Genomic DNA, 22,982 nt, shown 5'->3' on the forward strand with positions numbered 1-22,982 from the left:
GTCGTTGGGTGGGATCACCGTGCCGAAGTACTTGCGGAAGATCTCGGGGTGTTCGCGCAGACCGGTGTCGCAGTCGCAGAAGATGACTCCCTGCTTCTCGAGGTCCTCGCGGATGTTGTGGTAGACGACCTCGGAGTCGTATTGCGCCGACACGCCGGCGAGGAACTTGCGCTCGGCCTCGGGGATGCCGAGGCGATCGAAGGTGTTCTTGATCGACTCGGGGACGTCGTCCCACGAGCGCGCCTGCTCACCGGCAGGCTTGACGTAGTAGTAGATGTCGTCGAAGTCGATTCCGGAGAGGTCCGCGCCCCACGTCGGCATCGGGCGCTTCATCCAGTGGTCGTACGCCTTGAGGCGGAACTTGAGCATCCACTCGGGCTCGCTCTTGTGGTCGGAGATGGCCGCGATCACCTCCGGCGACAGGCCCTTCTCGGTGCGGAAGACGGAGATGTCGACGTCATGGAAGCCGTACTGGTAATCCTTGGTCAGCTCGTGTGCCTGGACGGTCATGCCTGTGCCTCCGCGACCACGCCGGTCAGTGACGTATGGGAGGCGGCCGCCTGAGCGGCGACCGGCCCGATGATCGGTTCGTACCCCTCGCTCTCGATCTGACGCGCCAGCTCCGCGCCACCGGACGTGACGATCCGACCCTGGTGGAGCACGTGCACGCGATCGGGCTTGAGGAACTCGAGGATGCGCGGGTAGTGGGTGATCACCAGCACGCTCATGTCCGGGCCGGCGAGCCGGTTGACGCCGTTGGCCACGGTGCGCAGCGCGTCGACGTCGAGCCCCGAGTCGGTCTCGTCGAGGATCGACAGGCGCGGCCGCAGCATCGCCATCTGGAGTACCTCGGCGCGCTTCTTCTCACCGCCGCTGAAACCGTCGTTGATGTAGCGAGCGCGGAAGCTCTCGTCGATCTTCAGCGCAGCCATCTCCTCGTTGAGGCGGCGGATGAACTCGCGTGCCGGCATCTCCTTGCCCTGGGCGCGAAGCGCCGCGCGCATGAAGTTGACGGTGGTGACGCCGGGGATCGCCGTCGGGTACTGGAAGCAGAGGAAGACACCGAGGCGTGCCCGCGCATCCGCGGGGAGCGCCAGCAAGTCCTCGCCTCCGAAGGTGGCGCTGCCGGAGGTGACCGTGTACTTGGGATGTCCGCTGAGCGTGTACGCGAGCGTGCTCTTGCCGGAGCCGTTGGGGCCCATCAGCGCGTGGATCTCGCCGGCGGGCACGGAGAGGTCGACGCCGCGCAGGATCTCCTTCTCTTCGACGGAGACAGCGAGCCCGCGGACGACGAGGGCGGCGGCGGCGGCGGCGTTCTCAGGCATCAGCTGTCTGTGGGTGGGCGTCGGCGGGGGCCATCGCGGCCAGCAACGACTGGTCGTGGAGAAGCTCGGCGAGCGTGGTCTGGCGCAGCACCGCGTCGATGCTCTCCTTGAGACGTTGCCAGAGACCGCGCGAGGCGCAGTCGCCTTCGCGCGCGCACGCGCCGCTGACGTACTCGGACGAGACGCACTCAACCGGTGACACCTCGCCCTCGACCGAGTGGATGACCTCGAGCACGGAGATCTGCTCAGGTGGCCGGGTCAGGGCATAGCCGCCGTGCACCCCGCGGGTGCTCTCGACGAGGGCGGCGCGACGCAGCTGGGCGGCGAGCTGTTCGAGGTAGGCGAGCGGCAGGTGCTCGACGCGCGCCACCTCGGCGATGCTGAGTGGGCCCTTGCCGTAGGCACGGGCGAACTCGGTCATCATCCGCAGCCCGTAGTGCGCCTTGGAGCTGACCCGCATCGAGAATGAGGTGCTCGAGGCGGCGTCGCGACGGGTCGCGGATGGCTGGGGAAGCTGTGCTGGCGAAATTCCGACCGTCATGGTCAGAATTATACGTCGGAGGCTCAGGCGGTCGGTTCATCCGACATACTCGCGGGCAGGTCCGCCGCCCTGTGAGTACACCGCTGATCGACCTTGCCCCTGCCGCCCCCGCCGCCGCGCCGGTCGACGGGCTGACCGACGGCACCTCGAGGCAGCGACGTGTGCTCATCGCACGAATCACCAGGATCATCTCGATCGTGGTCAGCCTGGCGGCGCTGGCCATCCTGCTCCGGCGCGTCGACCTCCCCGCCGCCCTCCGCATCGCAACAGAAGAACCGTGGCCACCGCTGGTCGCGGCGATCGCCGTCAACGTCGTGGCGACGTGGCTGCGTGCCACTCGATCACAGACCGTCCTCTCGGTTCTCGGCCACCGGGTTCCACCCCGGCGCATGGCGGCCACCCAGCTCGCCGGCCAGGTGCTGAGCTGGGTGAGCCCGGTCGCCGCCGGTGACTTCGTCCGTCCGTACCTGTGGCGCCGGCACGACGGGGTTCCCCTGACGCCAGGGGTTGTGACCGTGCTGTACGAGCGCATCTTCAGCTTCGGCCAGCTCGTGGTCCTCGGGGCGGTCTGTGCCGCGCCATTCGTTGCCGAGGGGCCGGAGCTCGCCGGGGCGGCGGCGGCCGGGCTGGTCCTGCTCGCGCTTCCCTGGCTGATGGTCCGACTGGTTCGCCGCGCGGCTCCCCAGGCCGGCGGCTTCGCGGCCTCACGGGGGTGGCGCGATCGTCTTGTGCATGCCGGGGGTCAGCTCTGGCGGCTCGGCGGGGACGGGCGGTTGACGGTGCGTTTCACGTTACTGACCATCGCGGTGGTGACAGTCAGCGGGTTTCAGATCGCGCTCCTCGCGGACGGGGTCGGAGTGACGCTGCCACTCTGGTTCGCAGCCGCGGCATTCGCGCTCGCGCAGGTCGTTGGGAGTGTCTCGAGCTTGCCGTTCGGCATCGGCCCCGCGGACGCCGTCCTCCTCGCTTTCCTCGTGCACACGGGGGCCTCCGCGGAAGATGCGCTCGCCATCACGCTGCTCACCAGGCTTGCGGTCACTGCCCCGCTGGGACTCGCCGGGGCCGTCGCGTACCTGCGGCTGAGCAGCGGGGGAGCGGCCCGAGCAGCCGCCTCGTGAGCGATCGGCGCCCCGGCCGCGTCGCCGTTGTCGGCGGCGCGGGGTTCATCGGGACCCACGTCGTCGAGCGGCTGGTGCGGGGTGGCTTGACGGTGTTGGTCATCGACGATCTCTCGCACCCCTGCGGGGTCCCGCTCCCCGCGGCGGTGGAGCTGCTAGAGGCCAGCGGCGGTTCGGACGCGGCCAGGGCTGCCTTGGAGCGCTTCCGTCCGCAGGCGCTCGTCCACCTCGCCGCCAAGGGCGGGGTCAACCGGGCCCTGCGACATCCGGCCGGCCACATCCGGGACGTGCTCGCCGAGTCGGTCGGCTGCTTCGCTGCGGCGCAGGCGGCCGGCTGCGCGTCGGTGGTCATCGCCTCCTCCGGTGGTGCCGTGTACGGCGACCCCAGGGTGCTCCCCGCCCCGGAGCGGCTGCGTCCCGCGCCGCGCTCCGCCTACGGAGCGGAGAAGCTCTGCGAGGAGACGTACCTCGCGACCATCGCCCAGCAGGGAGTGCGCACCTTGGCGCTTCGCTACGGCAACGTCTACGGCCCGCGCCAGGACGGCACTGGAGAGGCTGGGGTCGTGGCGATCACGGCCACCCGGCTGCTCGCCGGGCGTTCGGCGGTCATCTACGGCGACGGCCTCCAGACCCGTGACTTCGTGTACGTCGAGGACGTGGCGGACGCCACCGTTGCGGCGGTGAACAGCCGGCGCGGCGGCGCGGTCAACGTCGGCACCGGCAGGGAGACCTCGGTGCGAGATATCGTCAACGGACTGGTCGAGCTCACCGGTTCGACCGCGGGCATCGAGAGCCAGCTGTCGCGCCCCGGCGAGGTGCGCCGCGCGGCTCTCGATGCGTCGCGGGCACAGCGGTGGCTAGGCTGGCGGGCACAGACCTCGTTGATGGACGGATTGGCACGCACCGCGGAGTTCTTCGCGTCACGCGCGCCCGCCGTCGCCGCCACCGTTTCCCCGGGAGTCCCCTGAACGTGCGGATCCTCGTCCTCGGCGCCGACGGCTACCTCGGCTGGCCCACGGCGCTGCACCTCTGTGCCAAAGGCCACGACGTGGTCGCTGTCGACAACATGGTGCGGCGGCGCTGGGATCGCCGCTGCGGCACCCACAGCCTGGTGCCGATCGCCTCGATGGAGCGGCGCGTCGATCGCTGGTCGGAGCTGAGCGGTCACCGGATCGACTGGCGGAAGATCGACCTCTGCGACGCCGACGCGGTCACCCAGCTGATCCGCAGCACCGCGCCCGAGGCGGTCGTCCACTTCGCCGAGCAGCGCTCGGCACCGTACTCGATGATCAGCCGCGCCCACGCGGTCGAGACCCAGGTGAACAACGTGGTCGGCACCCTCAACCTGCTCTTCGCGCTGCGCGACCATGCACCGGACTGTCACCTCGTGAAGCTCGGCACCATGGGTGAGTACGGCACCCCCAACATCGACATCGAAGAGGGGTTCATCGACATCACCCACAACGGGCGCACCGACCGGCTCCCGTTCCCCAAGCAGCCGGGATCGATGTACCACCTCAGCAAGGTGCACGACAGCCACAACATCGCCTTCACCTGCCGCATCTGGGGGCTGCGCGCCACCGACCTCAACCAGGGCGTGGTGTACGGCGCCAGCACACCGGAGACCGCGTTGCATCGCGACCTCGCCACCCGCTTCGACTATGACGGCATCTGGGGAACGGTGCTCAACCGCTTCTGCGTGCAGGCGGCGATCGGCCAGCCACTCAGCGTGCACGGCAAGGGCGGCCAGACCCGGGGCTTCCTCGACATCCGCGACACCGTGGCCTGCGTCGAGCTCGCCTGCCTCAACCCACCGGACGCCGCCGAGTTCCGCGTCTTCAACCAGTTCACCGAGCAGTTCAGCATCCTCGACCTTGCCAACCGCGTCCACGACGCCCGCGCCGCCCATGGCCTGAAGACGGAGATCGTCCACCAGCCCAACCCGCGCGTCGAGCTCGAGGGTCACTACTACAACGCCAAGCACCAGCACCTGCTCGACCTCGGCCTGCATCCCCACGCCCTCGCCGAGACCCTCATCGAGGACGTCATCCACACCGTTGAGCGCCATGCCTCGCGGGTCCGCCCGCACACGCTGGTGACCGCGGTCGACTGGCGCAAGGGCGGTGAGGTGTACCGCTCGACCGAGCCAGCCTCCACTGCAGCACTCGAAATCGAGGATGCCGTCGACGATCGGGTAGCCGCGCCAGCGCTCTGAGAGAGTCACTGCAGGCGACTTCATGTCGCCGGAAGTGACACCGCTGAATGGGGGGTGCCCGAGGGGGGAACGAAGTTCCCCCTTCGTTTCGTCACTGCAGGCGGTTCGGCAGCGATCGTCGCATCGTCCAGCGGAAGACGATCAACTCCTTGATGGCCCGCGCTATGGCCCGCGGGCGCGCCCCGGAACGGCGACCGGCACGGCGAGGGTGGTGCGGGACTGCGTGCTGGGCGATGCGGAAGCCCGCGTAGCGGGCCTTGTAGTAGAGCTCGGTGTTGATCAGCGCGCTGCGGGCGTGCAGCTCCATGGAGTCGAGCACCTCGCGGCGCATCACCTTCATGGCGCAGTCGATGTCGCGGTAGGGCAGTCGATACAGCAGCAGCACCAGGGTGTTGAACACCCAGCTCACCACCGAGCGCATGGCCGCATCGTTGCGCTCCTCGCGCCACCCACCCACCAGGTCGGCGTCGGCGAGCAGCGGCAGCAAAAGCGCCAAATCGGCCACCTCGAACTGGCCGTCCGCATCGGTGAAGGCGACGTGGGACAGCCTCGCGGCGCGCAGCCCGTCGCCGACGGTGGCGCCGTAGCCGCTCTTGCGCTCATGGCGCACGATGTGCAGCTCCATGCCCAGCTGCGTGGCCAACTCGGTCGCGGTGGCGCCGCTGCCGTCGGTGCTGCCGTCGTCGACGAGCACCACTTCGAAGCGGTCGGCCAGGGTCGGCAGAGTTGTGGCCAGGTGCGGCAGCAACCAGCGGATGTTCTCGACCTCGTTGTGAGCGGGGAGGACCAGGCTGAGCTCGGGGAGGCGTGCGGTCATGTCATCCCGCCACGATCGCGGTGGTCAGCCCCATGATCGAGAGCGTCATGGCCGCGGCCGCGCAGAGCGATGACACGGCCACCATGGTGGCCCGGGCGCGGGCCAGGCGCACGATCGCCCAGACCAGCGCCAGCAGCGGCCCGGCGACGGCCACCAGGAGGTACCGCCCCTGGGGTTGGAAGACGACAAGCAGCGCGTTGCCGATCGAGAACACTCCCGCTCCGAGCGCCGCCAGCGCGTAGGCACTCACAGCGACCCTGCGTGAGGCCTCCCATCGCGCCCAGGATCGCGCAGCCAGCACCATCCCGGCCACGACCAGGCCGGCGACAACCACCGCGAACGCCGCCAGGAGAAGACGCCCGGCCGGCGGCAGCACCACCGGTGAGCCCTGGTAGCGCTCCGGGCTGAAGAGGCCGTGGAGCGACTGGGTGAGGAAGGCGCGCAGCTCGGCGACGGTGCGCAGCTTGTGCGGTGGCACGCCGATCGGCGTGAGCGGCGGCAGCGGGCGATGAAAGGAGACGAGGTTGCGCGCGTACCACCAGCCCGCGATCACCACGATCGGCGCCGTGACGGGCAGCAGGTCGGCCGGTGCGAATAGGTGGCGCCAGCGCCAGACCACGACGGCGGCGAGCACGATGATCACCGGCAGGTCCGTCTCCTTGGCGAGCAGCCCCAGCGCGATGCTGCCGCCGACGGCCAGCAGGAGCCGCCGGGTGGGCGCCGGCGCGAACGCGACGTGCGTGGACACAAGAAGCAGCAACGCCCCGGCAAGCGTCGCCAGGCTGTCGTCGGTGATCGACGCGGAGACGAACTGGAAGCCGGGGAGGAGCGCCAGTGCCGCCCCGGTCCCTGCTGCCAGCCACGGCCGGCTGGGGACCAGCCGCCGCACCGTGAGTGCCACGCACGCCAGCGCGAGCACGCCGAGAACGATGGAGAGGAAGCGCAGCGCCACGGGCGCGGCACCGAGGCGCAGCAGCGCCGCCCCGGCCAGGTAGTAGAGAGGTGGCTGCTGGCGTTCGGTGACCGTGGCGCCGGGCAGCGCGGCGTGGTCGGAGATGAGCCGCGCGTAGTTGAGATGGGCGAGCTCGTCGGCGGAGCTGCCCACCGGAACGCTCAGCGCGTACGTCACCGTGATCACCGCGTACGCGGCTGCGGCCGCAGCGACGAGCAGCGCCGGGGCTCGCCTCACGCTGGGCTGCCGCTAGCGCCGCGGGAACGTTGCGGCCGGCGCCGAGCGGGGCGCGAGGGCCACGCCGACAGCCGTGATGATCCGCTCCGCCGCCTCGCGCATCTCGTCGGCGGACGTATCGCGGCCGAGGCTGAGGCGGATCAGCGCGGTGGCGCGGGGGTCCTCGCCCATGGCCACCATCACGTGCGACGGCTGCGCTGCTCCGCTCGAGCACGCCGAGCCGCTGGAGACCTCGACCCCGGCGACGTCGAGCGCGGCGACCAGCGAGTCCGCCGACGCGCCGTCGACGAGCAGGGCGCTCAGGTTGGGAAGACGAACGGCGGAACGCGCCGCCACCCGGGTGTGCGGCGCACCTTCGAGCACCGCCGTCTCCAGGCCGTCGCGCAGGGCCGCCTGGCGCACCGCCTGCTCGGGGCGCTCGCGCTCGACCAGCTCGGCCGCACAGGCGAAGCCCGCGATGGCGGCAACGTTCTCGGTGCCGCTGCGCCGTCCACGCTCCTGGCCGCCGCCGTCGAGCTGGGCAGTCAGGTGCGTCCCCCAGCGCGCGTACAGCGCGCCGCTGCCCTTGGGTCCGTAGCATTTGTGGGCGGACACGCTGAGCAGGTCGACGTCGAGCGCGGCGAGGTCAATCGGCACCTTGCCCAGCGCCTGCACGGCGTCGCTGTGCACCAGCACCCGCGGGTTGCGCGCACGCGCCAGCCCTGCCGCGACATGCACGTCCTGCACCGCGCCGACCTCGTTGTTGGCGAGCATCAGCGACACCAGCACGGTGTCGTCGCGCACCGCCGCTGCGATCCGTTCCGGGTCGACGCAGCCGTCGGCCTCGCAGGGCACCACGGTGACGCCGGCCTCGCCGCGCTCGCCGAGCTGGGCCACGGTGGTGAGCACCGCCTCGTGCTCGATGGCGCTGACCACGAGGTGGCGGCCCCGCTCCGCGCCCCAGCGCTGCAGCACCCCGCGCACCGCCAAGTTGTCCGCCTCGGTGCCGCCGCTGGTGAAGGTGAGCTCGCGGGGCATGCATCCCAGGACGGTGGCGAGGCGATCACGCGCCCCGTCCACGGCGCTGCGTGCGTTGCGGCCGCGGCCGTGTGGCGACGATGGGTTGCCCCAGTGCTCGACGAGAAACGGAAGCATCGCCTCGACCACCTCGGGTGCCAGCGGGGTGGTGGCCGCGTGGTCGAGATAGATGCGGTGCGGCGCGATCAGCTCATCCCCAGAGAGCCCCAGAGCTCCAGCTTGTTGCGCACCGCCTCGATGACCGCGTTGGTGAACTCGTCGGTGAAGGCGTGGCCACCGAGGTCGGCGGTGCGGGTGCCGGCGCGGACTGTCTCGAAGGTGGCCTCGTAGATGGCCCGCGACACCACCTTGCCCTGCGCGTCGGCCATGAAACCGAGCAATGAGGCCGCGGCGAGGATCATCGCCATCGGGTTGGCGATGTTCTTCCCCTGCAGCGCGGGCGCGGTGCCGTGGGGCGCTTCGGCCATGACCACGTCAGGCTTGGTTGTGTCCTCGGTGAAACCGAGCAGCAGCGACTCGGCCCCCGCGATGCTCCCGAACAGCTGGAGCACGAAGTCGCTGAGGCAGTCACCGTCGCGGTTGAGCGAGGGGATGACCAGCGCGTCACCGCCATGGGTGAGCAGCAGCGCATAGGTCGCGTCGATGAGCTGGGGTTCGTAGGCGACGTCGGGGTAGCGCGCCGCCGCCGCGTCCATCTCCTCCTTGAGCATGCCCTCGTACACCGGTGAGACGGTGTACTTGGGACCGCCGAACACGCGCGCATGGGTGCGCCGCGCCTGCGCGAACGCGAACTCGCTGACCGCGCGGCACGTCGCGCGCGAGATGTGCTCGGTGCGGAAGGCTACCTCGTCGCCGTTCGACTGCTCACGCCACTCCGTGGCGTTGTAGGCGTCGTCGACCGCCATGCGCACCACGCTGATGGGAGCGCTCACGCCACCCATCGAGGGCACGCCGGGGATTCGCCTGCCGGTGCGCAGGATCACCTTGCCGCCGACCCGCTGGCGCAGCACGGCGTTGGGGCTGCGCACGTCGCCCGCCGTCTCGGGCGTGACGGTGGCGGCCTTGATGCCGAAACCGCACTCCACCATGGCGTCGGCCGCTTCGAGCACCACGCCGTTGTCGGTGGCGCGCCTGTTCTCCAGGGAGAGGTCGAAGCGGCGCAGATCGAACTCGATGCCGATGACCTCGGGAGCGATGACGCGCAGCGCCTCGTCGAGCAGCTCCTGGCCGGTCTGGTCCCCTTCGAGGACGGCGATGGTTGCGCTCATCGCGCCACAGCGTAGCCGCGTCCGCCCGCCGGTCGCAGCCCCGTCCCTGCCTATGATCGGCGCGTGCAGAGCCCCGCGCCCACAGCCGCCGAGGAGGAGCGCAGGCCGGCGGCGATCCTGGTCGCATACAGCTGGGACATGGTGCGCGCGTTGCTGGCGCTGCTCGGTGCCCTGGCAGCGTTCGGCGGCCAGGTGACCGTCGGCAGCCGCCTGGTCAGCGTGGGCCTCGGTGAGCAGGTCCTAGCGGCGGTGTCCTCGGCGTCATTCGCGGCGTTGCTCATCATCCTGGCCACGCTGCTGACGCGCCGCCACCGCTGGGTGCGCATCGCCCAGATGGTCACTCTTGGAACGGCGATCGCGATCGGGGCGGTGTCTCTGCTGCTCGCCGCCGTGCTGCCCGGCCAGGGGCTCCAGATCAGCGCGCTCAGCGCAGTCCTGGTGCTGCTTGTCGATGCCGCGGTGATCGTCGCCATGACCGGGCAGCGGGTGATCGCCTGGTACAGCGTCGGTGAAACCCGGATTCCCGCCTACGTCGTCGGCACGATCGCGTTCTGGGCGGCGAGCAGCGCCGCGCTCATCGTCATCCAGGCAATGCGCTGAGGCGCTTCTCAGATCATCGAGAGTAGGTCGCCGACCACGGCGACCAGGGCGTCCCCGTCGAGCGGCTTGGCCATCACCGCGGCGGCACCGAGCTGCTGGGCGCGTTCCTTGGTGCGCACATCGCCGGGCGGGGTGAGGATGATCACACCGGCGCGGGGATGCTCGGGCGCGAAGCGCACCGCCTGGAAATACTCGAGCCCGTCGGTGTCGAGTGTGGTGTCCAGCAGGAGAAGGTCGGGAGGGTCATCCTCCATCGCCTGGCGCAGCTCGCGCATCTCGCGCACCCAGCGCACCCGATGACCGGCCTCGACCAGCCAGCTCACCACCGGAGCGGCGACCGACGCCTGGTCCTCGGCGAGCAGGATCTGCGCGGCGTCACCCATCGGGGCGGATGGTAGCGAGCCGGTTACACTGCTGGTGATGCCGCGCAGCGAGCCCGCCATCCCCGCCGCGTCGGCGCGCTTGCGCCGGCTGCAGGCCCGACTCCCCGAGCTCTCCGTGCCCGCGCTGGTGCGCGTACGCGACGCGCTCGAAGCCCTCCTGGAGAAGGATCGGATCCGCCTGTCCGACGTCAACGCCGTGATCCGCGCCGCCGCCGACTGATGCGCCGCCCGGGTCTGCTGCGGCGGCTGCTCGACCGCGACCACGCGCCGGCGCGCCAGCGGGGACCCATGGGCCGCCTCCCGGCCGCCGAGCGCCCCCACCTCGTCGACGCGCACACGCGAACCTTCTGGAGCAGAGGGGCGATCGCTCCCGCCACCCTCGTGGAGGCCGACGACGCCGCTCCCGAGCTGCCCACGCGGCGAGCAGCCACGCTGGTCGCCGACCACGAACGCGGCGTCGCCGGTTCGTCGCGGCCGCGTGCCAACCCGGCGTTCAGCGAAGCCGTCTTTGTCGAGCTGATGCGCGCGCGCCAGTACCGCCGCGCCTACGCGCTGCTCAGCCCCGAGTGTCAGCAGAGCTGGGGATCGCTGCAGGCGTTCATCGACGCGCAGCGCATCGGAGCGCTGGTGCAGCTGCGCGGCGTGCGTGTCACCGAGGTGCGCCAGCTCGACAACTGGCGCGATCCCGACTCGGGCATGGTCCACGAGCACGCCGCCGAGCTCGACGTGCTGTACGAGATGGGTGACGGCACGCGGAGCGCCAGCGTCCCCCGCACCGTGCACCTTGTCGCCTTCCAGGGCGGGTGGCGGTCCCTGTGTTATCCGACCGCGGGTGCCGGTCGCTAGCTCGCTGTAACAACGTCGAGCTGCGCTGTAAAGACGGGGTGGGGCCGGGTGGCCGTGGGTACAATGCCCCGGATGGAGAACGCAGCGCTTCCGCGCCGCAGCGCAGGCCCGCTCGAGCGCACCGTGCTCGAACTGCGCCGGATCGACCGCCACGCCGTGTGGCGGCGGCCGCGCGTGGGGCGCACCCGGCTTCTGCTGCGCGAGTCCGACGCGCTCGTCGACCTCATCGAGCGCTGTCGCGAGCGCGGTGACCGTCTGCTGCCGACACAGCTCTGGAGCGCGGTGGTGCGCTTCGTCGGCGCGCTCGATCCCGCTCTGCGCGATGAGCTCGGCATCAACCGCGAACCCGGACACGTCGCCGACGTTCTCTTCTCAAGCCAGGGATTGCTGCTCGAGCGCGCCCGCCACGAGCGCATTCCCATGACCGCTCGGATCATCCCCCTCTTCCGCAGCTGACCGCGACCCGCTGTGGCGTGGGACATCGCGGTCGCGGGCACCGTCCACGTCGACGAGATCACCACGCCGGCGGGGCACAGCCCCGAACAGCTTGGGGGCTCCGCCGTGTACTTCGCGCTCGCCGCCGCGCGGTTCGCCATCGTCCACCTCAATGGGATCGTCGGTGGCGACAGGGCCGCAGGCTTTGCAGCGCTTCTCGATGAGGCGGGCGTCCGTCGCGACGGCCTGGTGGTCAGCGACCGCGCCACCTTTGCCTGGCATGCGCGCCACGACTTCGAACACTGGGTCGCTGTCGACACCAGCAGCGACGAGGGCTGCGATCCGGAGTGGCGACCATGCCTTCCCGAGGCGGCGGCCACCGCGCCGGTGCTGTTCCTCGCCAGCCTGCGACCGTCCCTCCAGCGCGAGGTCCTCGAGCAGAGCGGCGCCCGCCTGATCGGGGCGGACTCGATGACCGAGTACACGGGTCCGCAGCGCGATGCCGTCCGTGAGGTCGTGCACGCCTGCGACGTCCTCTTCCTCAACCGGAGCGAGCTGGCCAGCCTCACCGGCGCACCGGTGACCACCTGGCGCCAGGAGGCGATCGCCATGTGCGGGGTGGGTCGTCTGCGCGCGGTCGTCGTCAAGGGTGGGCCCACCGGGGCCGCGCTGGTCACCGATGACGGGGTCATCTCCCGGCCGCCGGCTAAGGTCGAGAAGGTGGTCGACCCAACCGGCGCCGGCGATGCCCTCGCCGGCGGGTTTCTCGGCGCCTGCGCTGCCGCCGAGCGCGACGACGCCGACTTCTTCATCACCGCGCTCGACGCCGGCCTGCGCTGCGCTGCGGACGCGATCTCGGAGTTCGGATTGGCCGGGTTACAGCACCCGTAAGGCGTCGCCGGGGTCGCGCTCACGCCGGCTGAGAGCGCGGAGCACCGCAAGCTCTCCGTGGCGCATCTCGGCGATGTCGACGAGAAGCCGGATGGTGGGCTGCATGCCGGTGAGCACCGGCGTGGGCCGGCCGATGCTGACCCACAGGTCATCGGTGTGGACGGTCAGCTCGAGGACACGGCTCAGCAGGCACTCGTCGAGTGGCAGGACGCGGTTGCCGATCATCTCGACGAGTCGATCGTCGGGCTCGGTGGTGAGCGCGTGGTGCAGCTCGGCCAGGGAGCCGTCGAACGACTCGATGACGTCACGACAGCCGGCCCTGGCCCCCTCGGCCGCGCGTTTGCGGACGCACGCGTTGAGCGGCGAGGCGACGTCGGAGAGGCCCTCCATGGCGGCGTAGTACGACACCGCCGACATCGGCTCCTCGGTCTTGGACACGGGGTTGCGGAGGTACGTCTGCACGGTGATGACCGCGCGGGCGAGGTGCGCGGCCAGCTCTCCGATGGTCATCTCCGCCAGCGCCGAGGGCGCGTCCCACCGCGCCTCGACGTCGGCGTGGACGAGCGCGGTGCGCGCCTCGGCGGCAGCCGCCAGGAATGTCAGCCGGGTCTCGTGCATCACTGGCCTCCGATCAAGCCGGGAAAGATGGTGGTGAGCACCAGCACTGTGGTGAGCAGGATCAGAACCGTGGCCAGCGCGACCGCGATGACGTTGTAGGCGACACCGTTGCGCCGCGCGCCCAGCAGCCGTCTGTCGTTGGCGAGCAGGATGATGAAGACGAGCAGGACGGGGAGCAGGATGCCGTCGAGCGTCTGCGTGCCGATGGCGACTCCCGCGATCGGCACCCCGGGGATCAGCATGATCCCGGCGCCGATGGCGAGGATGCCGATGAAGAGCGTGAAGAACAGCGGCGCCTCGGCGAAGCTGCTCTGCACGCTGCGTTCAGCGCCGAAGGCTTCGCAGATCACGAACGCGGTGCTCAGCGGCAGCACCGCGGCGGCTAGCAGGGACGCCCCCACCAGGCCGACGGCGAAGAGCTGCGTCGCATGCACACCGGCGAGCGGTGCCAGCGCGGACGCCGCCTGCTGCGCGGACGACACGCCGACCCCGCCGAGCCCATGCGGGTACGCCGCCGACGGACCGAACAGCGTTGCCGAGGTGGTGATGACGATGAACATGGCCACGATGACCGCGAAGATGGAGCCGCTGATGACGTCGGCGCGCACCATGCGGAGGTGCTTCTCGCCGGTCCCCTTGTCGACGATCGAGGACTGCAGGAAGAGCTGCATGTACGGTGTGATCGAGGTGCCGATCAGCGCGATGACGTCCACGAGGTACGACGCCGACGGTACCGATGCGGGGTGGCTGAGGTCCGGCACCACCGCGCTGCGGGCGATCTCTCCCCAGTGGGGGCCGACGGTGACCGCGGCGATGATGTACGAGATGAAGGTGAGCCCCAGCGCCAGGAAGATGCGCTCGACGATTCGCCTGTTGCCACGCATCACCACGACGCCGATCAGCACCGCCGAGCCGATCACCGCCACCGGCAGCGGAACCCCGAGCAGGCCCAGCCCTCCGGCGACACCGGCGAACTCCGCCAGCGTGGTGCCCCCGTTGGCGATGAGCACCACCACGGACGCAAAGAGGGTCCAGCGCACGCCGAAGCGTTCGCGGATCAGATCCATCAAGCCCTTGCCGGTGACCGCGGCGAGGCGCGCCACCATCTCCTGGGTGATGATCAGAGCGACGAGGATCGGCAGGAATGCCCAGAGCAGGTGGTTGCCGTACTTGGCGCCCGTGTTGCTGTACGTGAACACGCCGCCGGCGTCGTTGCCGGCGTTGGCCACGATGATCCCCGGGCCGATGACCGCGAGGTAGCGCCAGAGCCCGCCAAAACGGCGCGGCTGGGCACGGCGGCGCTCACGCCGCTGGGCGACTGCCTGTGCGGCCCGGCGGCGCAGCGGGCTGGTCTGACGGGCGGTCTTCACGTCCGCTCCGCACGCCCATCACAGCGCCCTCGCCCGCCGCCGCACTCCGGCGGGCATCACCTCGTCCATGGCGTCGTCAATGGTGACGATCCCCTGCATGCGGTCCTCGTCGTCGACCACCGGCACGGCAAGCAGGTTGTACTTGGCGATCACCGCGGCCACGTCCTCGGGGCTGGCGTCGAGCGGCACGGCGACGACGCGCTTGATCATCAGGTCCGCGATCGGGGTGTCCGGCCGGGCCACGATGAGGTCACGCAGCGAGAGCACCCCGAGAAGCTTCTCGTCCTCGTCGACAACGTAGACGTAGTAGATCGACTCCGCGTCGGGCTCGAGCTCGCGCAACCTGTCGATGGTCTGCTGTGCGGTCAGCGTCACCGGAACCGCCACGAACTCGGTGGTCATGAGGCCGCCGGCGGTGTCGTCCTCGTAGCCGAGCAGCTCCTCGACGTCCTCCGCCTCGTCCGCCTCCATCTTGGCGATGAGCTGCTCGCGGCGCTCCTCCGGAAGATCGCCGAGCAGGTCAGCCGCCTCATCAGGGGACATCGCCTCGAGGATGTCGGCGGCACGCTCGTCGTCCAGGCGCGAGAGGATCTGCGCCTGCACCTCTTCGGAGGACTCCTCGACGACGTCGGCGGCCACCTCGTCGTCGAGGGACGCGAAGATGGCGGCGCGGTCACGGCCGCCGAGCTGCTCGACGATCTCGGCGATGTCGGCCGGGTGCATCTTGGCCAGCTTCTGGTGACTGATCTTCAGGCGCACGCTCTGCTCGTCGCTGTGCACCGGGTCGACCGCGTCCCAGGAGATGAGCCGCTGCGGGAAGTCTCGCCCGACGAGGTGCGTGACCCGGCGGCCGGCGCGCTCGACGCCGAGGCGGCGGAGCAGGCCGCGGGCACCGATGTCGACCCCGACGAGCAGCATCTTGCCGTCCTGAGGCTGGAGCTGCAGGTCGTTGACGCGCACCACGCGGCGCCCGTCTGTGTCGACGATCTGCTTGTCGAGCACGTCGCGCGCCAGCCAGATCTCCCCATCGGTGCGAACGTGTGGGCGCAGCGCGGAGGTGGGCACGTCGAGGCTGAGCTCCCCACTCTCGCCGGCTCGGACAGCGCCCCAGTCGATGGTGGCGGGAAGCTGCCTGCTCCGTCCCCTGATGGCCACGGCGCTGACCGACGGGTAGGGCTCACCCATGCGCACGATGAGATCGCGAACCGAGCCCACGGTCCGCTGATCGACGTCGACAACGTCGGCGCGCAGGAAGTCGCTGAGGAAGATCACGGCGAGAGGGATGGTGCCACCTAGAGCGGACGGGAGGGGGATCGGGGACATCTCCTTGCGCTGCAAACAGGCTTCGGCGCCATTGGCGGCCGAGCCGAACGCGTTCGCGTCCGTCTCGGCCTCGGGCGCCTGCAGAACTTGCGCTGCGGAGACGTCCCCGATCCCCCTCGGTCCCACGAAGGCGCCGCACCTCTCGCGGCTGACGGACTGGTCGTTGAGTGTCCTCTCGCTTCGCGAAGGCGGCGCCGGTATGATCGCGGCCAATGCCTCCGCCCAACTTGTCGCGTGATCTCGGAACCCCGATCGATCGCAACATCGCGCTCGAGCTGGTCCGCGTCACCGAGGGTGCGGCGATGTCGGCGGCGCCGTACATGGGCCGCAATCGCAAGAACGACGCCGACGGCGCGGCGGTCGACTCGATGCGGCGCAGCCTCAACTTCGTCGACATGGACGGCGTCGTGGTCATCGGGGAGGGCGAGAAGGACGAGGCCCCGATGCTCTACATCGGCGAGCAGGTGGGCAACGGCAACCCGCCGCGGGTGGACGTGGCGGTGGATCCGATCGACGGCACCCGGCTAGTGGCGCGCGGGCTGCCGGGAGGCATCGCCACCGTGTCGCTCGCCGAGCGCGGCTCGATGTTCTTCACCCACATCCCCTACATGGAGAAGCTCATCGTCGGGCCCAAGGCGGCCAAGGTCATCGACATCACCGATACCGTCAAGAACAACCTCAAGCGCATCGCCAAAGCCGACGACCGCCACATTGCGGACCTCACGGTCGTGGTGTTGGATCGGCCGCGCCACGAGGACCTGCTCGAGGAGATCCGCTCTGCCGGCGCCCGCGTCAAGCTGATCATGGACGGCGACGTCGCCGCCGGGGTGATGGCGGTGATGGAGCACCGCACCGGCATCGACGTGCTCATGGGAATCGGCGGAGCTCCCGAGGCGGTGCTCGCTGCGTGCGCCATCAAATGCATCGGCGGCTCGATGCAGGGAAGGCTGTGGCTGCGCGACAGCGACCGTGCCATGGCCGAGGCCGAGGGGCTGGACGCCGGCCGCGTCCTCGAGCTCGACGACCTCGTCGCCGGCGACAACGTCTTCTTCGCCGCCACCGGCATCACCGACGGCGAGCTTCTCGAGGGGGTCAGGTTCCTCGCCGACGACCGCGCCCGCACCCAGAGCCTGGTGATGCGCAGCTACTCGGGCACGGTCCGCTACATCGACGCCTACCACAGCCTCGCCAAGCTGCGGATGCGCCGCGAGGAGGCCGAGGCGGTTGGCGTGAGCGCGCTGATCTCCAGCAAGGCCGAAGGGGTGGAGGAACTGGCGCCCGGCTGATCGGCCGCGGCGCCGCTCGGACTCGAGGCGCGCTGGCCGACCTGGTTCCCGTGGGACAATCGCGCCACACATGAAGGTGTTTCGCCCGAGCCCCTCGCTGATGCGCTGGTTCACCCCGGGGCTGTACATCAAACGCTGGCTGCTGCTGCTCTTCGTCAGCATCGTGATGATCAGCCTGGCGGTGGGCTATGTGCTCCGCGACATCTACAGCAGCGACGTCCGATTCCCCTCGTGGGTCCAGCAGATCACCCTGCAGTTCCTTCCCCGTGCGGTGCGCGCCGTCCTCTTCGCCGCGGCCGGCATCGGCATCCTCCTGCTCTGCTTCTACAAGCTCGGCCAGTCGCTGCTCGGCCCCTTCCTGCGGGCCGGCAACACCAGCGAGCGGCGCAACCTCATCGAGCACCTTTACGCCCACCGCCAGCTCGCCAAGGGCCCGCGGGTGGTGGCCCTGGGCGGCGGCACTGGGCTGAGCACCCTGCTGCGCGGCATCAAGAAGTACACCGGCAACATCGTCGCGATCGTCACCGTGGCTGACGACGGCGGCTCGAGCGGGCGACTGCGCGAGGAATACCGGGTGCTGCCGCCTGGCGACTTCCGCCAGTGCCTCACCGCCCTGGCGGAGACCGAGCCGTTGATGACCCAGCTGTTCCAGCACCGCTTCACCGGCGAGGGTTCGCTCGGTGGCCACTCCTTCGGCAACCTCTTCATCATGGCCATGGCCGAGATAACCGGCGACTTCGAGCACGCCCTGCGCGAGTCCGGCCGGGTCCTGGCGGTGCGCGGCACCATCGTGCCCAGCACGTTGAAGGATGTCGTGCTGTGTGCCACCTCCGGTGACACGGTGCGAGTCGGCGAGTCGCACGTCCCCCATGGCGTCGGCGAGGACCGCATCGACCGCGTCTTCCTGCAGCCCGACTCGCCACCGATCAATCCCGAGGCCGAGGCGGCCATCCTCGACGCGGAGCTGGTCATCGTGGGCCCCGGCTCGCTTTACACGTCGATCCTTCCCAACCTGCTCGTCGACGGCATGGTCGAGGTGCTGCGCGCCACGCCTGCCATCAAGGTGTACGTCTGCAACGTCGCCAGCCAGCCAGGCGAGACTCAGGGCTACACGGTGAGCGAGCACCTCAGCGCGATCGAGGACCACGTCGGCGGCAATCTCTTCGACTACGTGATCGTCAACAGCAATCTGGCCCCGGCGCTGCCCGCGTCAGCCCAGGCCGCAGGGACGTCGCGCATCCTCTTCGACCGCGACGAGGCATCGCGCAAGCCGGTGCACTACATCCTCGCCGACGTCGTGTCGCCGGCGGTGTCGAGCCACCATGATCCTGAGAAATTGGCTCGGGTGATCATGAAGAGGATATGGCGCTGACGCAGAGCCACAAGCCGTGGGGAGGGGCGGCATCGCTCCGGTCGCTGGTGCTCGCGGTCGCTTCCGGAGCCCCTGGGCTTCGCCCAGTCGGTCTCCGTCGCTGCGAGCAATGCTCCCTCCGCGATGCCGCCCCTCCCCACTCTCGTTGATACCTCGCTGACGAAGCACCTTCGCAGCCCTAGGATCCGCCTCAGTGAGTGAGGATGAGGTTGCGCGCTTGCGCGCCGAGGTGGCCGAGTTGCTTCGGCTGCTCGAGAAGCATCAGTGGAGCGGCTTGACGCCGGTCAAGTCCATCGGAGCGTGTCCGGAGTGCGCCGGGGCGAGGCCACCGGAGGGGACTGGGCACCGCCCGGGCTGCGCTCTGGCGGCGGCGCTCTCCCTGGACTGACGGCGAAACCCAGCGCTCAGTACAGGAGATCGTGCCGGAGGCGGCGATTGAGCGTGTTGGCTGCTCGTTCGCCCCAGCGGTTCCAGGCGCTGTACGCGCGGGGGCGCAGCGGCAGGTCCCAGGTGCCGACGAACTCGGTGATCGTCTCGCTGAACCCTGACTTGAAGCGGTACAGGCCGTACAACGGATGGCGCTCGTTGAGCTGTGACGAGGGCGGTACCGCCACCAGGTCGTAGGTGCGCACACCGCGGGCCCGCAGCCAGCGCATCACCTCCCACTGGAGCAGGTGCGGGGCCATCAGCTCGCTGTGGGCCTTGATCGAACCGCCGTCCTTGTACCAGCTGTGGCTGCCCAGGAAGGTGGCGAAGAGACCGGCGAGCACCTGACCATCCCACGAGGCGAAGAACAGCTGTGCCTGGCCGCTCGCGGCCTGCAGCTCCCAATAACCGCGGAAGTACTTCTCCGAACGAAGGAAGAACCCGGCACGCTCGCGGGTTGCGCCCATGAGCGAGTACATCGTGGCGATGTTGGCGTCGGTCATCTCCACGGGCGCGACCTCGACGCCCCGGCGTGCGGCCAGCCGGATGTTGTAGCGGGTCTTGGGCTTGAACGAGGCGAGAATCGCGTCCTCGTCGCGCTCGAGGTCGACGATGATGGTGGCGCGACTCATCTGCACGTCGGCGGCTGATTTGCGCAGCCCGGCGCCGCGCCAGGCGCGTTGATCGGCTCGAGACTCCTCGATCTCCGGCTCGACCTTGACCAGGAAGGCGTCACGCATCGGCAGGCGATCGGCCAGAACCTCGACCACAGCACTTGCATCGATCACGCCCGGACCCTTGGGTGCGTACCACAGCTCACCGCACCCGGGAATGGCGCGGCGCAGGAGCAGGACGGCGACCTCAGCGCCGCCGGCAGCGGCGATCCAATAGGTCGGTAGCCACCCCCAGGACCGCTTGAACTCCCCCCACGCCCTGGTCTGAAGAATGTGTCCGCCGTCAGGGTTGGCAACGATCAGCTCGTCCCATCGGCCGATCTCGCTGCGCGTCGCCGCCCTCACCGCTTCACGTCGCGCGTGTCGGACACCGCGCCACCGTAGCACAGCCTCGAGAGGACTCGACGCGAATTGATCGGTTGGCAATAGCCCTTGCGTTTCCTTACACTTCCGCGAGTTTCCCCGCCGACCATCCTGGAGAATGACGATGGCCAATGTTGTGACCCGTGACGTCCTTGCTGAGAAGCTTGCCCAACGTGCCGAAATCACCATGAGCGCTGCGCGCGATGAGGTCCGCTGGTTCTTCGACACTATTTCCGGCGCGCTGGAAAAGGGCGACGAGGTGCGCATTCACGGCTTCGGATCCTTCAAGACCGCGCAGCGCGCTGCGCGCATGGGCCGCAACCCGCGCACCGGTGAGGCGGTCAGCGTGCCGGCCCGCCGAGTGGTCCGATTTGCAGCCAGCACAACTCTCAGCAGTGCGCTGAAGAACGCACGTGGCGCCAAGCGAGGCAGTCGCTGACCGAGTAGTCCTGCAGGGGCCCCGGTGACGAGCCGGGGTCCCTGGGCGGCGTTTGGATGCGCGCCGTAGCTCGGCCGGTCCGCGTCGCGTCCCTCGTCCTGGTGAGCGGCATCGCGCTGGCCGCCGTCGGCACCGGCGGCGTGCTTGCGGCGACGCGGGTGCAGGCGCAAATCCCTGCGCTGACACCAGAAGTCGTTTCGACCGCGTCCTTGGCCGCCGGCCCGAACACGTCCGTGCCGATCGACCCACCGCAACAGGGGAGCCTTGTCCTTGCCGCGGTCTTCGACAAGAGCGTGACGCAACTCGTGTCTGCAGATGCGCAGACGGTGCGGCCGATCGCCTCGGTCGCCAAGACCATGACCGCGCTGGCCATTCTCGACGCGCATCCGCTCCCGGCAGACCAGGCGGGACCGTCGCTGACTGTCACCCAGCAGGACGTCAGCGACTATGTCTCGATCAGGGCCAGCGACGGGTCATTTGCCCCGGTGACGCTCGGCGAGCGCCTCAGCGAGCGTGACCTGCTCATCGGCCTCATGCTCCCGTCGGCGAACAATTTTGCCCTGACCGCGGCGCGATGGATCGACGGCAGCGTCGCCGCCTTCGTGCAGCGCCTCAATCGCCGCGCCGTCGCGCTCGGCATGCTCCACACGCACTTCGCCGACCCCGACGGCCTCGACGTGCGCACCGCCTCGACGGCCGCCGACCTCGTCCTGCTCGGTGAGCAGGTGGTCGTGAATGACGCGCTTCTGAGCATCGTCTCCACGAGCAGCGCCAGGCTCCCCGACGGCACCCCGGTGCAGAACCTCAACATCCTGCTCGGGGAGGAGCCGGGCTGGGTGGGCGTCAAGACCGGCTGGACGCCGAACGCAGGAGGCTGCCTGCTCTTCGCCGCCAAGCGCACGTTGGTCGCCGGCGCGCCGCCGCTCATCATGGTCGGGGCCGTTCTCGACCAGGCCCCGAACGGCAACGTCGACCTTGTCAACCCCGAGCTTGGTGGTGCTTTCGACGTCGCCCGCACCACGGTCGACAACGCGTACAAGGACTTCACCACTGTGCACCTCGGGCCGGGAACGATCCCGGTGCGCGGACGCGTGTCCGGGCCGTGGGGCGGCTACTCGTCACTCCAGCTCGCCGGGCCTGACCGGTACCTGCTGTTGCGCAGCGGCGACACCCTGTCGATGGCCACCTCCGCGACCCCCATCACCGTGCCCGCCGCAGCAGGCACCCGCGCCGGCTCGGTCACCGTGTCGCTCAAGGGTGCCCTGGTCGGCACCTGGACGCTTGCCACGGTCAGCGCGGTCCGTGGCCCGTCACCCTGGTGGAAGCTGCTCTCCGGCTGACCGGGGTTGGGTCACCAGGCCCCGTCGGTGCGCTCCGCAGCGGCCCGCAGCGCGGCCAGCGCCTCGTCGGCATGAGCCGCGAGGTCCTGCGCCATCCGAACCGACTCGAGGCGGTCCCGCGCGGTGATGAGCTCCATCTCGTGCAGGCCGAGGTGGGGCTTGGCCGCGGCCTGGCCCTTGAACGCGGCGAGCGGCTCGCGCCACTTCTGGCGGAGCGCCCGCGGTGATAGCTCACCAGCGCGCACCACCAGGCCGTCGCCGCTCCGATCCCGACCCAGCCGGAATCGGAACGCCACCCGCCCATTCTTGGCACAGCTCTCGCATCGGCCGTACCGCTCATCGGGGATCTCCGGGCGCTTCAGGCAGACGCGGCACATGCCCCGACTCTAGTTCGCATCGCCGCCATTCCGCGTTGACAAAACTACCTTTCCGTCATACCCTCGGCGGGCAATGAACGTCGAGGTGCGTGCCACCGGTTTGCGCGCCATGCGCGATCGGCACCACCTCACCCAGCGCGAGCTGGCGCGCCGCCTCGGGGTCACCCAGAACTACATCCCCGCGCTGGAGGCGGGCACGCGCAACCCCGGCCCCAAGCTGCGCCAGTCGCTGATGCAGCTGTTCCAGTGCGACTTCGAGGATCTCTTCGTGGTGGTGATGGTCAACCCGCTCACCAAGCGTGAGCAGGTGCTCCGCCCCGAGCGCACGTCGGAGGCGAGCTGACCGGGCGCGGACCACGCGCTCCCTACAATCGCGGCGATGGCAAGCGATCGCCTTCTCCTCGAGGGCCTGCAGTTCTTCGGGCACCACGGTGACGTGGAGGCGGAGCGGGCGCTCGGGGGACGCGTCGACGTCGATGTCGAGATTCGCAGTGACCTTCGCCCCGCCGGCCGCAGCGACCAGCTCCACGACGCCGTCGACTACGTGCGCTGCTACGAAGCCGTCCGCCATGTCGTCGAGACGCGCCAGCACAACCTGCTCGAGACCGTCGCCGAGGAGGTCGCCGCCGCGCTGCTCACCGATGACCGCATCCAGTCGGTGGTGGTGCGTGTCGCCAAGCAGCCTCCGCTGGCGGGCATCTTCAACCGATTCGCCGTGGTCATCGAACGCGACCGGAACAGCGGGTAGC

28 protein-coding genes are annotated in these 22,982 nt (G+C 69.9%); 15 read left to right on the forward strand and 13 right to left on the reverse strand.

The annotated features are described in order from the left end of the window. The 3 genes from JF886_RS06645 to JF886_RS06655 all read right to left on the reverse strand — a co-directional run. Positions 1-510: Fe-S cluster assembly protein SufB (locus JF886_RS06645; RefSeq protein WP_502711406.1), on the reverse strand; the 510-nt coding region annotated here is incomplete at its 3' end. Beyond that, a complete protein-coding gene (gene sufC / locus JF886_RS06650) occupies positions 507-1,325 on the reverse strand; it encodes a Fe-S cluster assembly ATPase SufC (RefSeq protein WP_337310814.1) in 819 nt (272 codons plus the stop codon). The genes sufC and JF886_RS06645, both read right to left, overlap by 4 nt. Next, complete coding sequence (locus JF886_RS06655; RefSeq protein WP_337310816.1) at positions 1,318-1,866, reverse strand: RrF2 family transcriptional regulator; 549 nt, start codon at positions 1,864-1,866, stop codon at positions 1,318-1,320. The genes sufC and JF886_RS06655 overlap by 8 nt, the downstream gene beginning before the upstream one ends. Before the next feature lie 71 nt (positions 1,867-1,937). On the opposite strand from JF886_RS06655, the gene JF886_RS06660 reads away from it, so the two are divergent. The 3 genes from JF886_RS06660 to JF886_RS06670 are packed head-to-tail and all read left to right on the forward strand — an operon-like array spanning position 1,938 to position 5,199. Next, complete coding sequence (locus JF886_RS06660; RefSeq protein WP_337310818.1) at positions 1,938-2,984, forward strand: lysylphosphatidylglycerol synthase transmembrane domain-containing protein; 1,047 nt, start codon at positions 1,938-1,940, stop codon at positions 2,982-2,984. After that, positions 2,981-3,952 carry an NAD-dependent epimerase/dehydratase family protein gene (locus JF886_RS06665; protein WP_337310820.1) on the forward strand — a complete coding sequence of 324 codons (972 nt, stop codon included), beginning with the start codon at positions 2,981-2,983 and terminating at the stop codon, positions 3,950-3,952. The genes JF886_RS06660 and JF886_RS06665 overlap by 4 nt, the downstream gene beginning before the upstream one ends. A 2-nt stretch (positions 3,953-3,954) precedes the next feature. Next, entirely contained in the window at positions 3,955-5,199 is a 1,245-nt protein-coding gene (locus tag JF886_RS06670) for an NAD-dependent epimerase/dehydratase family protein (RefSeq protein ID WP_337310822.1), read from the forward strand. A 91-nt stretch (positions 5,200-5,290) separates the two neighbouring features. Here the strand turns inward: JF886_RS06670 and JF886_RS06675 are convergent, their stop codons facing one another. From JF886_RS06675 to JF886_RS06690, 4 genes are read right to left on the reverse strand one after another with little or no spacing between them, the layout of a single operon-like run. After that, on the reverse strand, positions 5,291-6,016 hold the full coding sequence (locus tag JF886_RS06675; RefSeq protein WP_337310824.1) for a glycosyltransferase family 2 protein: 726 nt from the start codon (positions 6,014-6,016) through the stop codon (positions 5,291-5,293). A gap of 1 nt (position 6,017) precedes the next feature. After that, complete coding sequence (locus tag JF886_RS06680; protein ID WP_337310825.1) at positions 6,018-7,205, reverse strand: hypothetical protein; 1,188 nt, start codon at positions 7,203-7,205, stop codon at positions 6,018-6,020. 12 nt (positions 7,206-7,217) lie between these two features. Then, positions 7,218-8,432, reverse strand: coding sequence for a cysteine desulfurase family protein (locus JF886_RS06685; protein ID WP_337310970.1), 1,215 nt, complete (start codon positions 8,430-8,432; stop codon positions 7,218-7,220). Next, positions 8,408-9,490 carry an isocitrate/isopropylmalate family dehydrogenase gene (locus JF886_RS06690; protein ID WP_337310827.1) on the reverse strand — a complete coding sequence of 361 codons (1,083 nt, stop codon included), beginning with the start codon at positions 9,488-9,490 and terminating at the stop codon, positions 8,408-8,410. The genes JF886_RS06685 and JF886_RS06690 overlap by 25 nt, the downstream gene beginning before the upstream one ends. Before the next feature lie 63 nt (positions 9,491-9,553). Between JF886_RS06690 and JF886_RS06695 the strand changes: the two genes are divergently transcribed. After that, complete coding sequence (locus JF886_RS06695) at positions 9,554-10,090, forward strand: hypothetical protein (RefSeq protein ID WP_337310828.1); 537 nt, start codon at positions 9,554-9,556, stop codon at positions 10,088-10,090. 8 nt (positions 10,091-10,098) lie between these two features. Here the strand turns inward: JF886_RS06695 and JF886_RS06700 are convergent, their stop codons facing one another. After that, entirely contained in the window at positions 10,099-10,473 is a 375-nt protein-coding gene (locus JF886_RS06700) for a response regulator (RefSeq protein ID WP_337310830.1), read from the reverse strand. A gap of 37 nt (positions 10,474-10,510) precedes the next feature. Here JF886_RS06700 and JF886_RS06705 point away from each other — a divergent pair, with 37 nt between their 5' ends. The 4 genes from JF886_RS06705 (at position 10,511) to JF886_RS06720 (ending at position 12,645) form a co-directional block, all read left to right on the forward strand. Further along, positions 10,511-10,693 carry a hypothetical protein gene (locus tag JF886_RS06705; protein ID WP_337310831.1) on the forward strand — a complete coding sequence of 61 codons (183 nt, stop codon included), beginning with the start codon at positions 10,511-10,513 and terminating at the stop codon, positions 10,691-10,693. Continuing rightward, a complete protein-coding gene (locus JF886_RS06710) occupies positions 10,693-11,319 on the forward strand; it encodes a hypothetical protein (protein WP_337310833.1) in 627 nt (208 codons plus the stop codon). The genes JF886_RS06705 and JF886_RS06710 overlap by 1 nt, the downstream gene beginning before the upstream one ends. Positions 11,320-11,391: 72 nt before the next feature. After that, positions 11,392-11,775, forward strand: a complete 384-nt coding sequence (locus JF886_RS06715) for a hypothetical protein (protein ID WP_337310835.1) — start codon at positions 11,392-11,394, stop codon at positions 11,773-11,775. A gap of 12 nt (positions 11,776-11,787) precedes the next feature. Continuing rightward, positions 11,788-12,645: a PfkB family carbohydrate kinase gene (locus tag JF886_RS06720; RefSeq protein WP_337310837.1), complete on the forward strand. Its 858-nt coding sequence runs from the start codon at positions 11,788-11,790 to the stop codon at positions 12,643-12,645. Here the strand turns inward: JF886_RS06720 and JF886_RS06725 are convergent. From JF886_RS06725 to JF886_RS06735, 3 genes are read right to left on the reverse strand one after another with little or no spacing between them, the layout of a single operon-like run. After that, the gene (locus JF886_RS06725) at positions 12,631-13,263 is read right to left on the reverse strand and encodes a maleylpyruvate isomerase N-terminal domain-containing protein (RefSeq protein WP_337310839.1); all 633 of its coding nucleotides are present in this window, start codon (positions 13,261-13,263) and stop codon (positions 12,631-12,633) included. The two genes, JF886_RS06720 and JF886_RS06725, sit on opposite strands and share 15 nt — an antisense overlap. Then, positions 13,263-14,633, reverse strand: coding sequence for an Nramp family divalent metal transporter (locus tag JF886_RS06730; protein ID WP_337310841.1), 1,371 nt, complete (start codon positions 14,631-14,633; stop codon positions 13,263-13,265). The genes JF886_RS06725 and JF886_RS06730 overlap by 1 nt, the downstream gene beginning before the upstream one ends. A gap of 18 nt (positions 14,634-14,651) precedes the next feature. Continuing rightward, a complete protein-coding gene (locus JF886_RS06735) occupies positions 14,652-16,082 on the reverse strand; it encodes a magnesium transporter (RefSeq protein WP_337310843.1) in 1,431 nt (476 codons plus the stop codon). A gap of 86 nt (positions 16,083-16,168) precedes the next feature. Between JF886_RS06735 and glpX the strand changes: the two genes are divergently transcribed. The 3 genes from glpX to JF886_RS06750 all read left to right on the forward strand — a co-directional run bounded on the left by glpX (position 16,169) and on the right by JF886_RS06750 (position 19,002). Then, positions 16,169-17,242: a class II fructose-bisphosphatase gene (glpX, locus tag JF886_RS06740; protein ID WP_337310845.1), complete on the forward strand. Its 1,074-nt coding sequence runs from the start codon at positions 16,169-16,171 to the stop codon at positions 17,240-17,242. 70 nt (positions 17,243-17,312) lie between these two features. Continuing rightward, on the forward strand, positions 17,313-18,614 hold the full coding sequence (locus JF886_RS06745) for a gluconeogenesis factor YvcK family protein (protein WP_337310847.1): 1,302 nt from the start codon (positions 17,313-17,315) through the stop codon (positions 18,612-18,614). A gap of 193 nt (positions 18,615-18,807) precedes the next feature. Continuing rightward, positions 18,808-19,002: a hypothetical protein gene (locus tag JF886_RS06750; RefSeq protein WP_337310849.1), complete on the forward strand. Its 195-nt coding sequence runs from the start codon at positions 18,808-18,810 to the stop codon at positions 19,000-19,002. Between the two features lie 16 nt (positions 19,003-19,018). Here JF886_RS06750 and JF886_RS06755 read toward each other — a convergent pair whose 3' ends face one another. Next, entirely contained in the window at positions 19,019-20,059 is a 1,041-nt protein-coding gene (locus JF886_RS06755) for a lipid II:glycine glycyltransferase FemX (protein ID WP_337310851.1), read from the reverse strand. A gap of 142 nt (positions 20,060-20,201) precedes the next feature. On the opposite strand from JF886_RS06755, the gene JF886_RS06760 reads away from it, so the two are divergent. Together JF886_RS06760 and JF886_RS06765 are read left to right on the forward strand one after the other, a co-directional pair. Next, positions 20,202-20,516 carry an HU family DNA-binding protein gene (locus JF886_RS06760; protein ID WP_337310853.1) on the forward strand — a complete coding sequence of 105 codons (315 nt, stop codon included), beginning with the start codon at positions 20,202-20,204 and terminating at the stop codon, positions 20,514-20,516. 56 nt (positions 20,517-20,572) lie between these two features. Beyond that, a complete protein-coding gene (locus JF886_RS06765) occupies positions 20,573-21,856 on the forward strand; it encodes a D-alanyl-D-alanine carboxypeptidase family protein (protein ID WP_337310855.1) in 1,284 nt (427 codons plus the stop codon). Positions 21,857-21,867: 11 nt separating this feature from the next. Here the strand turns inward: JF886_RS06765 and JF886_RS06770 are convergent, their stop codons facing one another. Then, complete coding sequence (locus JF886_RS06770) at positions 21,868-22,152, reverse strand: hypothetical protein (protein ID WP_337310856.1); 285 nt, start codon at positions 22,150-22,152, stop codon at positions 21,868-21,870. Between the two features lie 154 nt (positions 22,153-22,306). On the opposite strand from JF886_RS06770, the gene JF886_RS06775 reads away from it, so the two are divergent. Together JF886_RS06775 and folB are read left to right on the forward strand one after the other, a co-directional pair. Continuing rightward, on the forward strand, positions 22,307-22,576 hold the full coding sequence (locus JF886_RS06775) for a helix-turn-helix transcriptional regulator (RefSeq protein WP_337310857.1): 270 nt from the start codon (positions 22,307-22,309) through the stop codon (positions 22,574-22,576). A gap of 36 nt (positions 22,577-22,612) precedes the next feature. Then, the gene (gene folB / locus JF886_RS06780; RefSeq protein ID WP_337310858.1) at positions 22,613-22,981 is read left to right on the forward strand and encodes a dihydroneopterin aldolase; all 369 of its coding nucleotides are present in this window, start codon (positions 22,613-22,615) and stop codon (positions 22,979-22,981) included. The last annotated feature ends 1 nt before the right edge of the window (position 22,982 follow it).

Source organism: Candidatus Aeolococcus gillhamiae, from assembly GCF_016464765.1.
In the GTDB taxonomy this organism is placed as follows: domain Bacteria; phylum Chloroflexota; class Dormibacteria; order Aeolococcales; family Aeolococcaceae; genus Aeolococcus; species Aeolococcus gillhamiae.

Excerpts from the sequence above, each read along its gene's own strand:
- glpX (WP_337310845.1), top strand. The coding sequence starts at position 16,169 with ATGCCTCCGCCCAACTTGTCGCGTGATCTCGGAACCCCGATCGATCGC.
- JF886_RS06700 (WP_337310830.1), bottom strand. The coding sequence starts at position 10,473 with ATGGGTGACGCCGCGCAGATCCTGCTCGCCGAGGACCAGGCGTCGGTC.
- JF886_RS06705 (WP_337310831.1), top strand. The coding sequence starts at position 10,511 with ATGCCGCGCAGCGAGCCCGCCATCCCCGCCGCGTCGGCGCGCTTGCGC.
- folB (WP_337310858.1), top strand. The coding sequence starts at position 22,613 with ATGGCAAGCGATCGCCTTCTCCTCGAGGGCCTGCAGTTCTTCGGGCAC.
- JF886_RS06655 (WP_337310816.1), bottom strand. The coding sequence starts at position 1,866 with ATGACGGTCGGAATTTCGCCAGCACAGCTTCCCCAGCCATCCGCGACC.
- JF886_RS06715 (WP_337310835.1), top strand. The coding sequence starts at position 11,392 with ATGGAGAACGCAGCGCTTCCGCGCCGCAGCGCAGGCCCGCTCGAGCGC.
- JF886_RS06760 (WP_337310853.1), top strand. The coding sequence starts at position 20,202 with ATGGCCAATGTTGTGACCCGTGACGTCCTTGCTGAGAAGCTTGCCCAA.
- JF886_RS06710 (WP_337310833.1), top strand. The coding sequence starts at position 10,693 with ATGCGCCGCCCGGGTCTGCTGCGGCGGCTGCTCGACCGCGACCACGCG.
- JF886_RS06675 (WP_337310824.1), bottom strand. The coding sequence starts at position 6,016 with ATGACCGCACGCCTCCCCGAGCTCAGCCTGGTCCTCCCCGCTCACAAC.
- sufC (WP_337310814.1), bottom strand. The coding sequence starts at position 1,325 with ATGCCTGAGAACGCCGCCGCCGCCGCCGCCCTCGTCGTCCGCGGGCTC.
- JF886_RS06690 (WP_337310827.1), bottom strand. The coding sequence starts at position 9,490 with ATGAGCGCAACCATCGCCGTCCTCGAAGGGGACCAGACCGGCCAGGAG.
- JF886_RS06745 (WP_337310847.1), top strand. The coding sequence starts at position 17,313 with ATGAAGGTGTTTCGCCCGAGCCCCTCGCTGATGCGCTGGTTCACCCCG.
- JF886_RS06765 (WP_337310855.1), top strand. The coding sequence starts at position 20,573 with ATGCGCGCCGTAGCTCGGCCGGTCCGCGTCGCGTCCCTCGTCCTGGTG.
- JF886_RS06725 (WP_337310839.1), bottom strand. The coding sequence starts at position 13,263 with ATGCACGAGACCCGGCTGACATTCCTGGCGGCTGCCGCCGAGGCGCGC.
- JF886_RS06775 (WP_337310857.1), top strand. The coding sequence starts at position 22,307 with ATGAACGTCGAGGTGCGTGCCACCGGTTTGCGCGCCATGCGCGATCGG.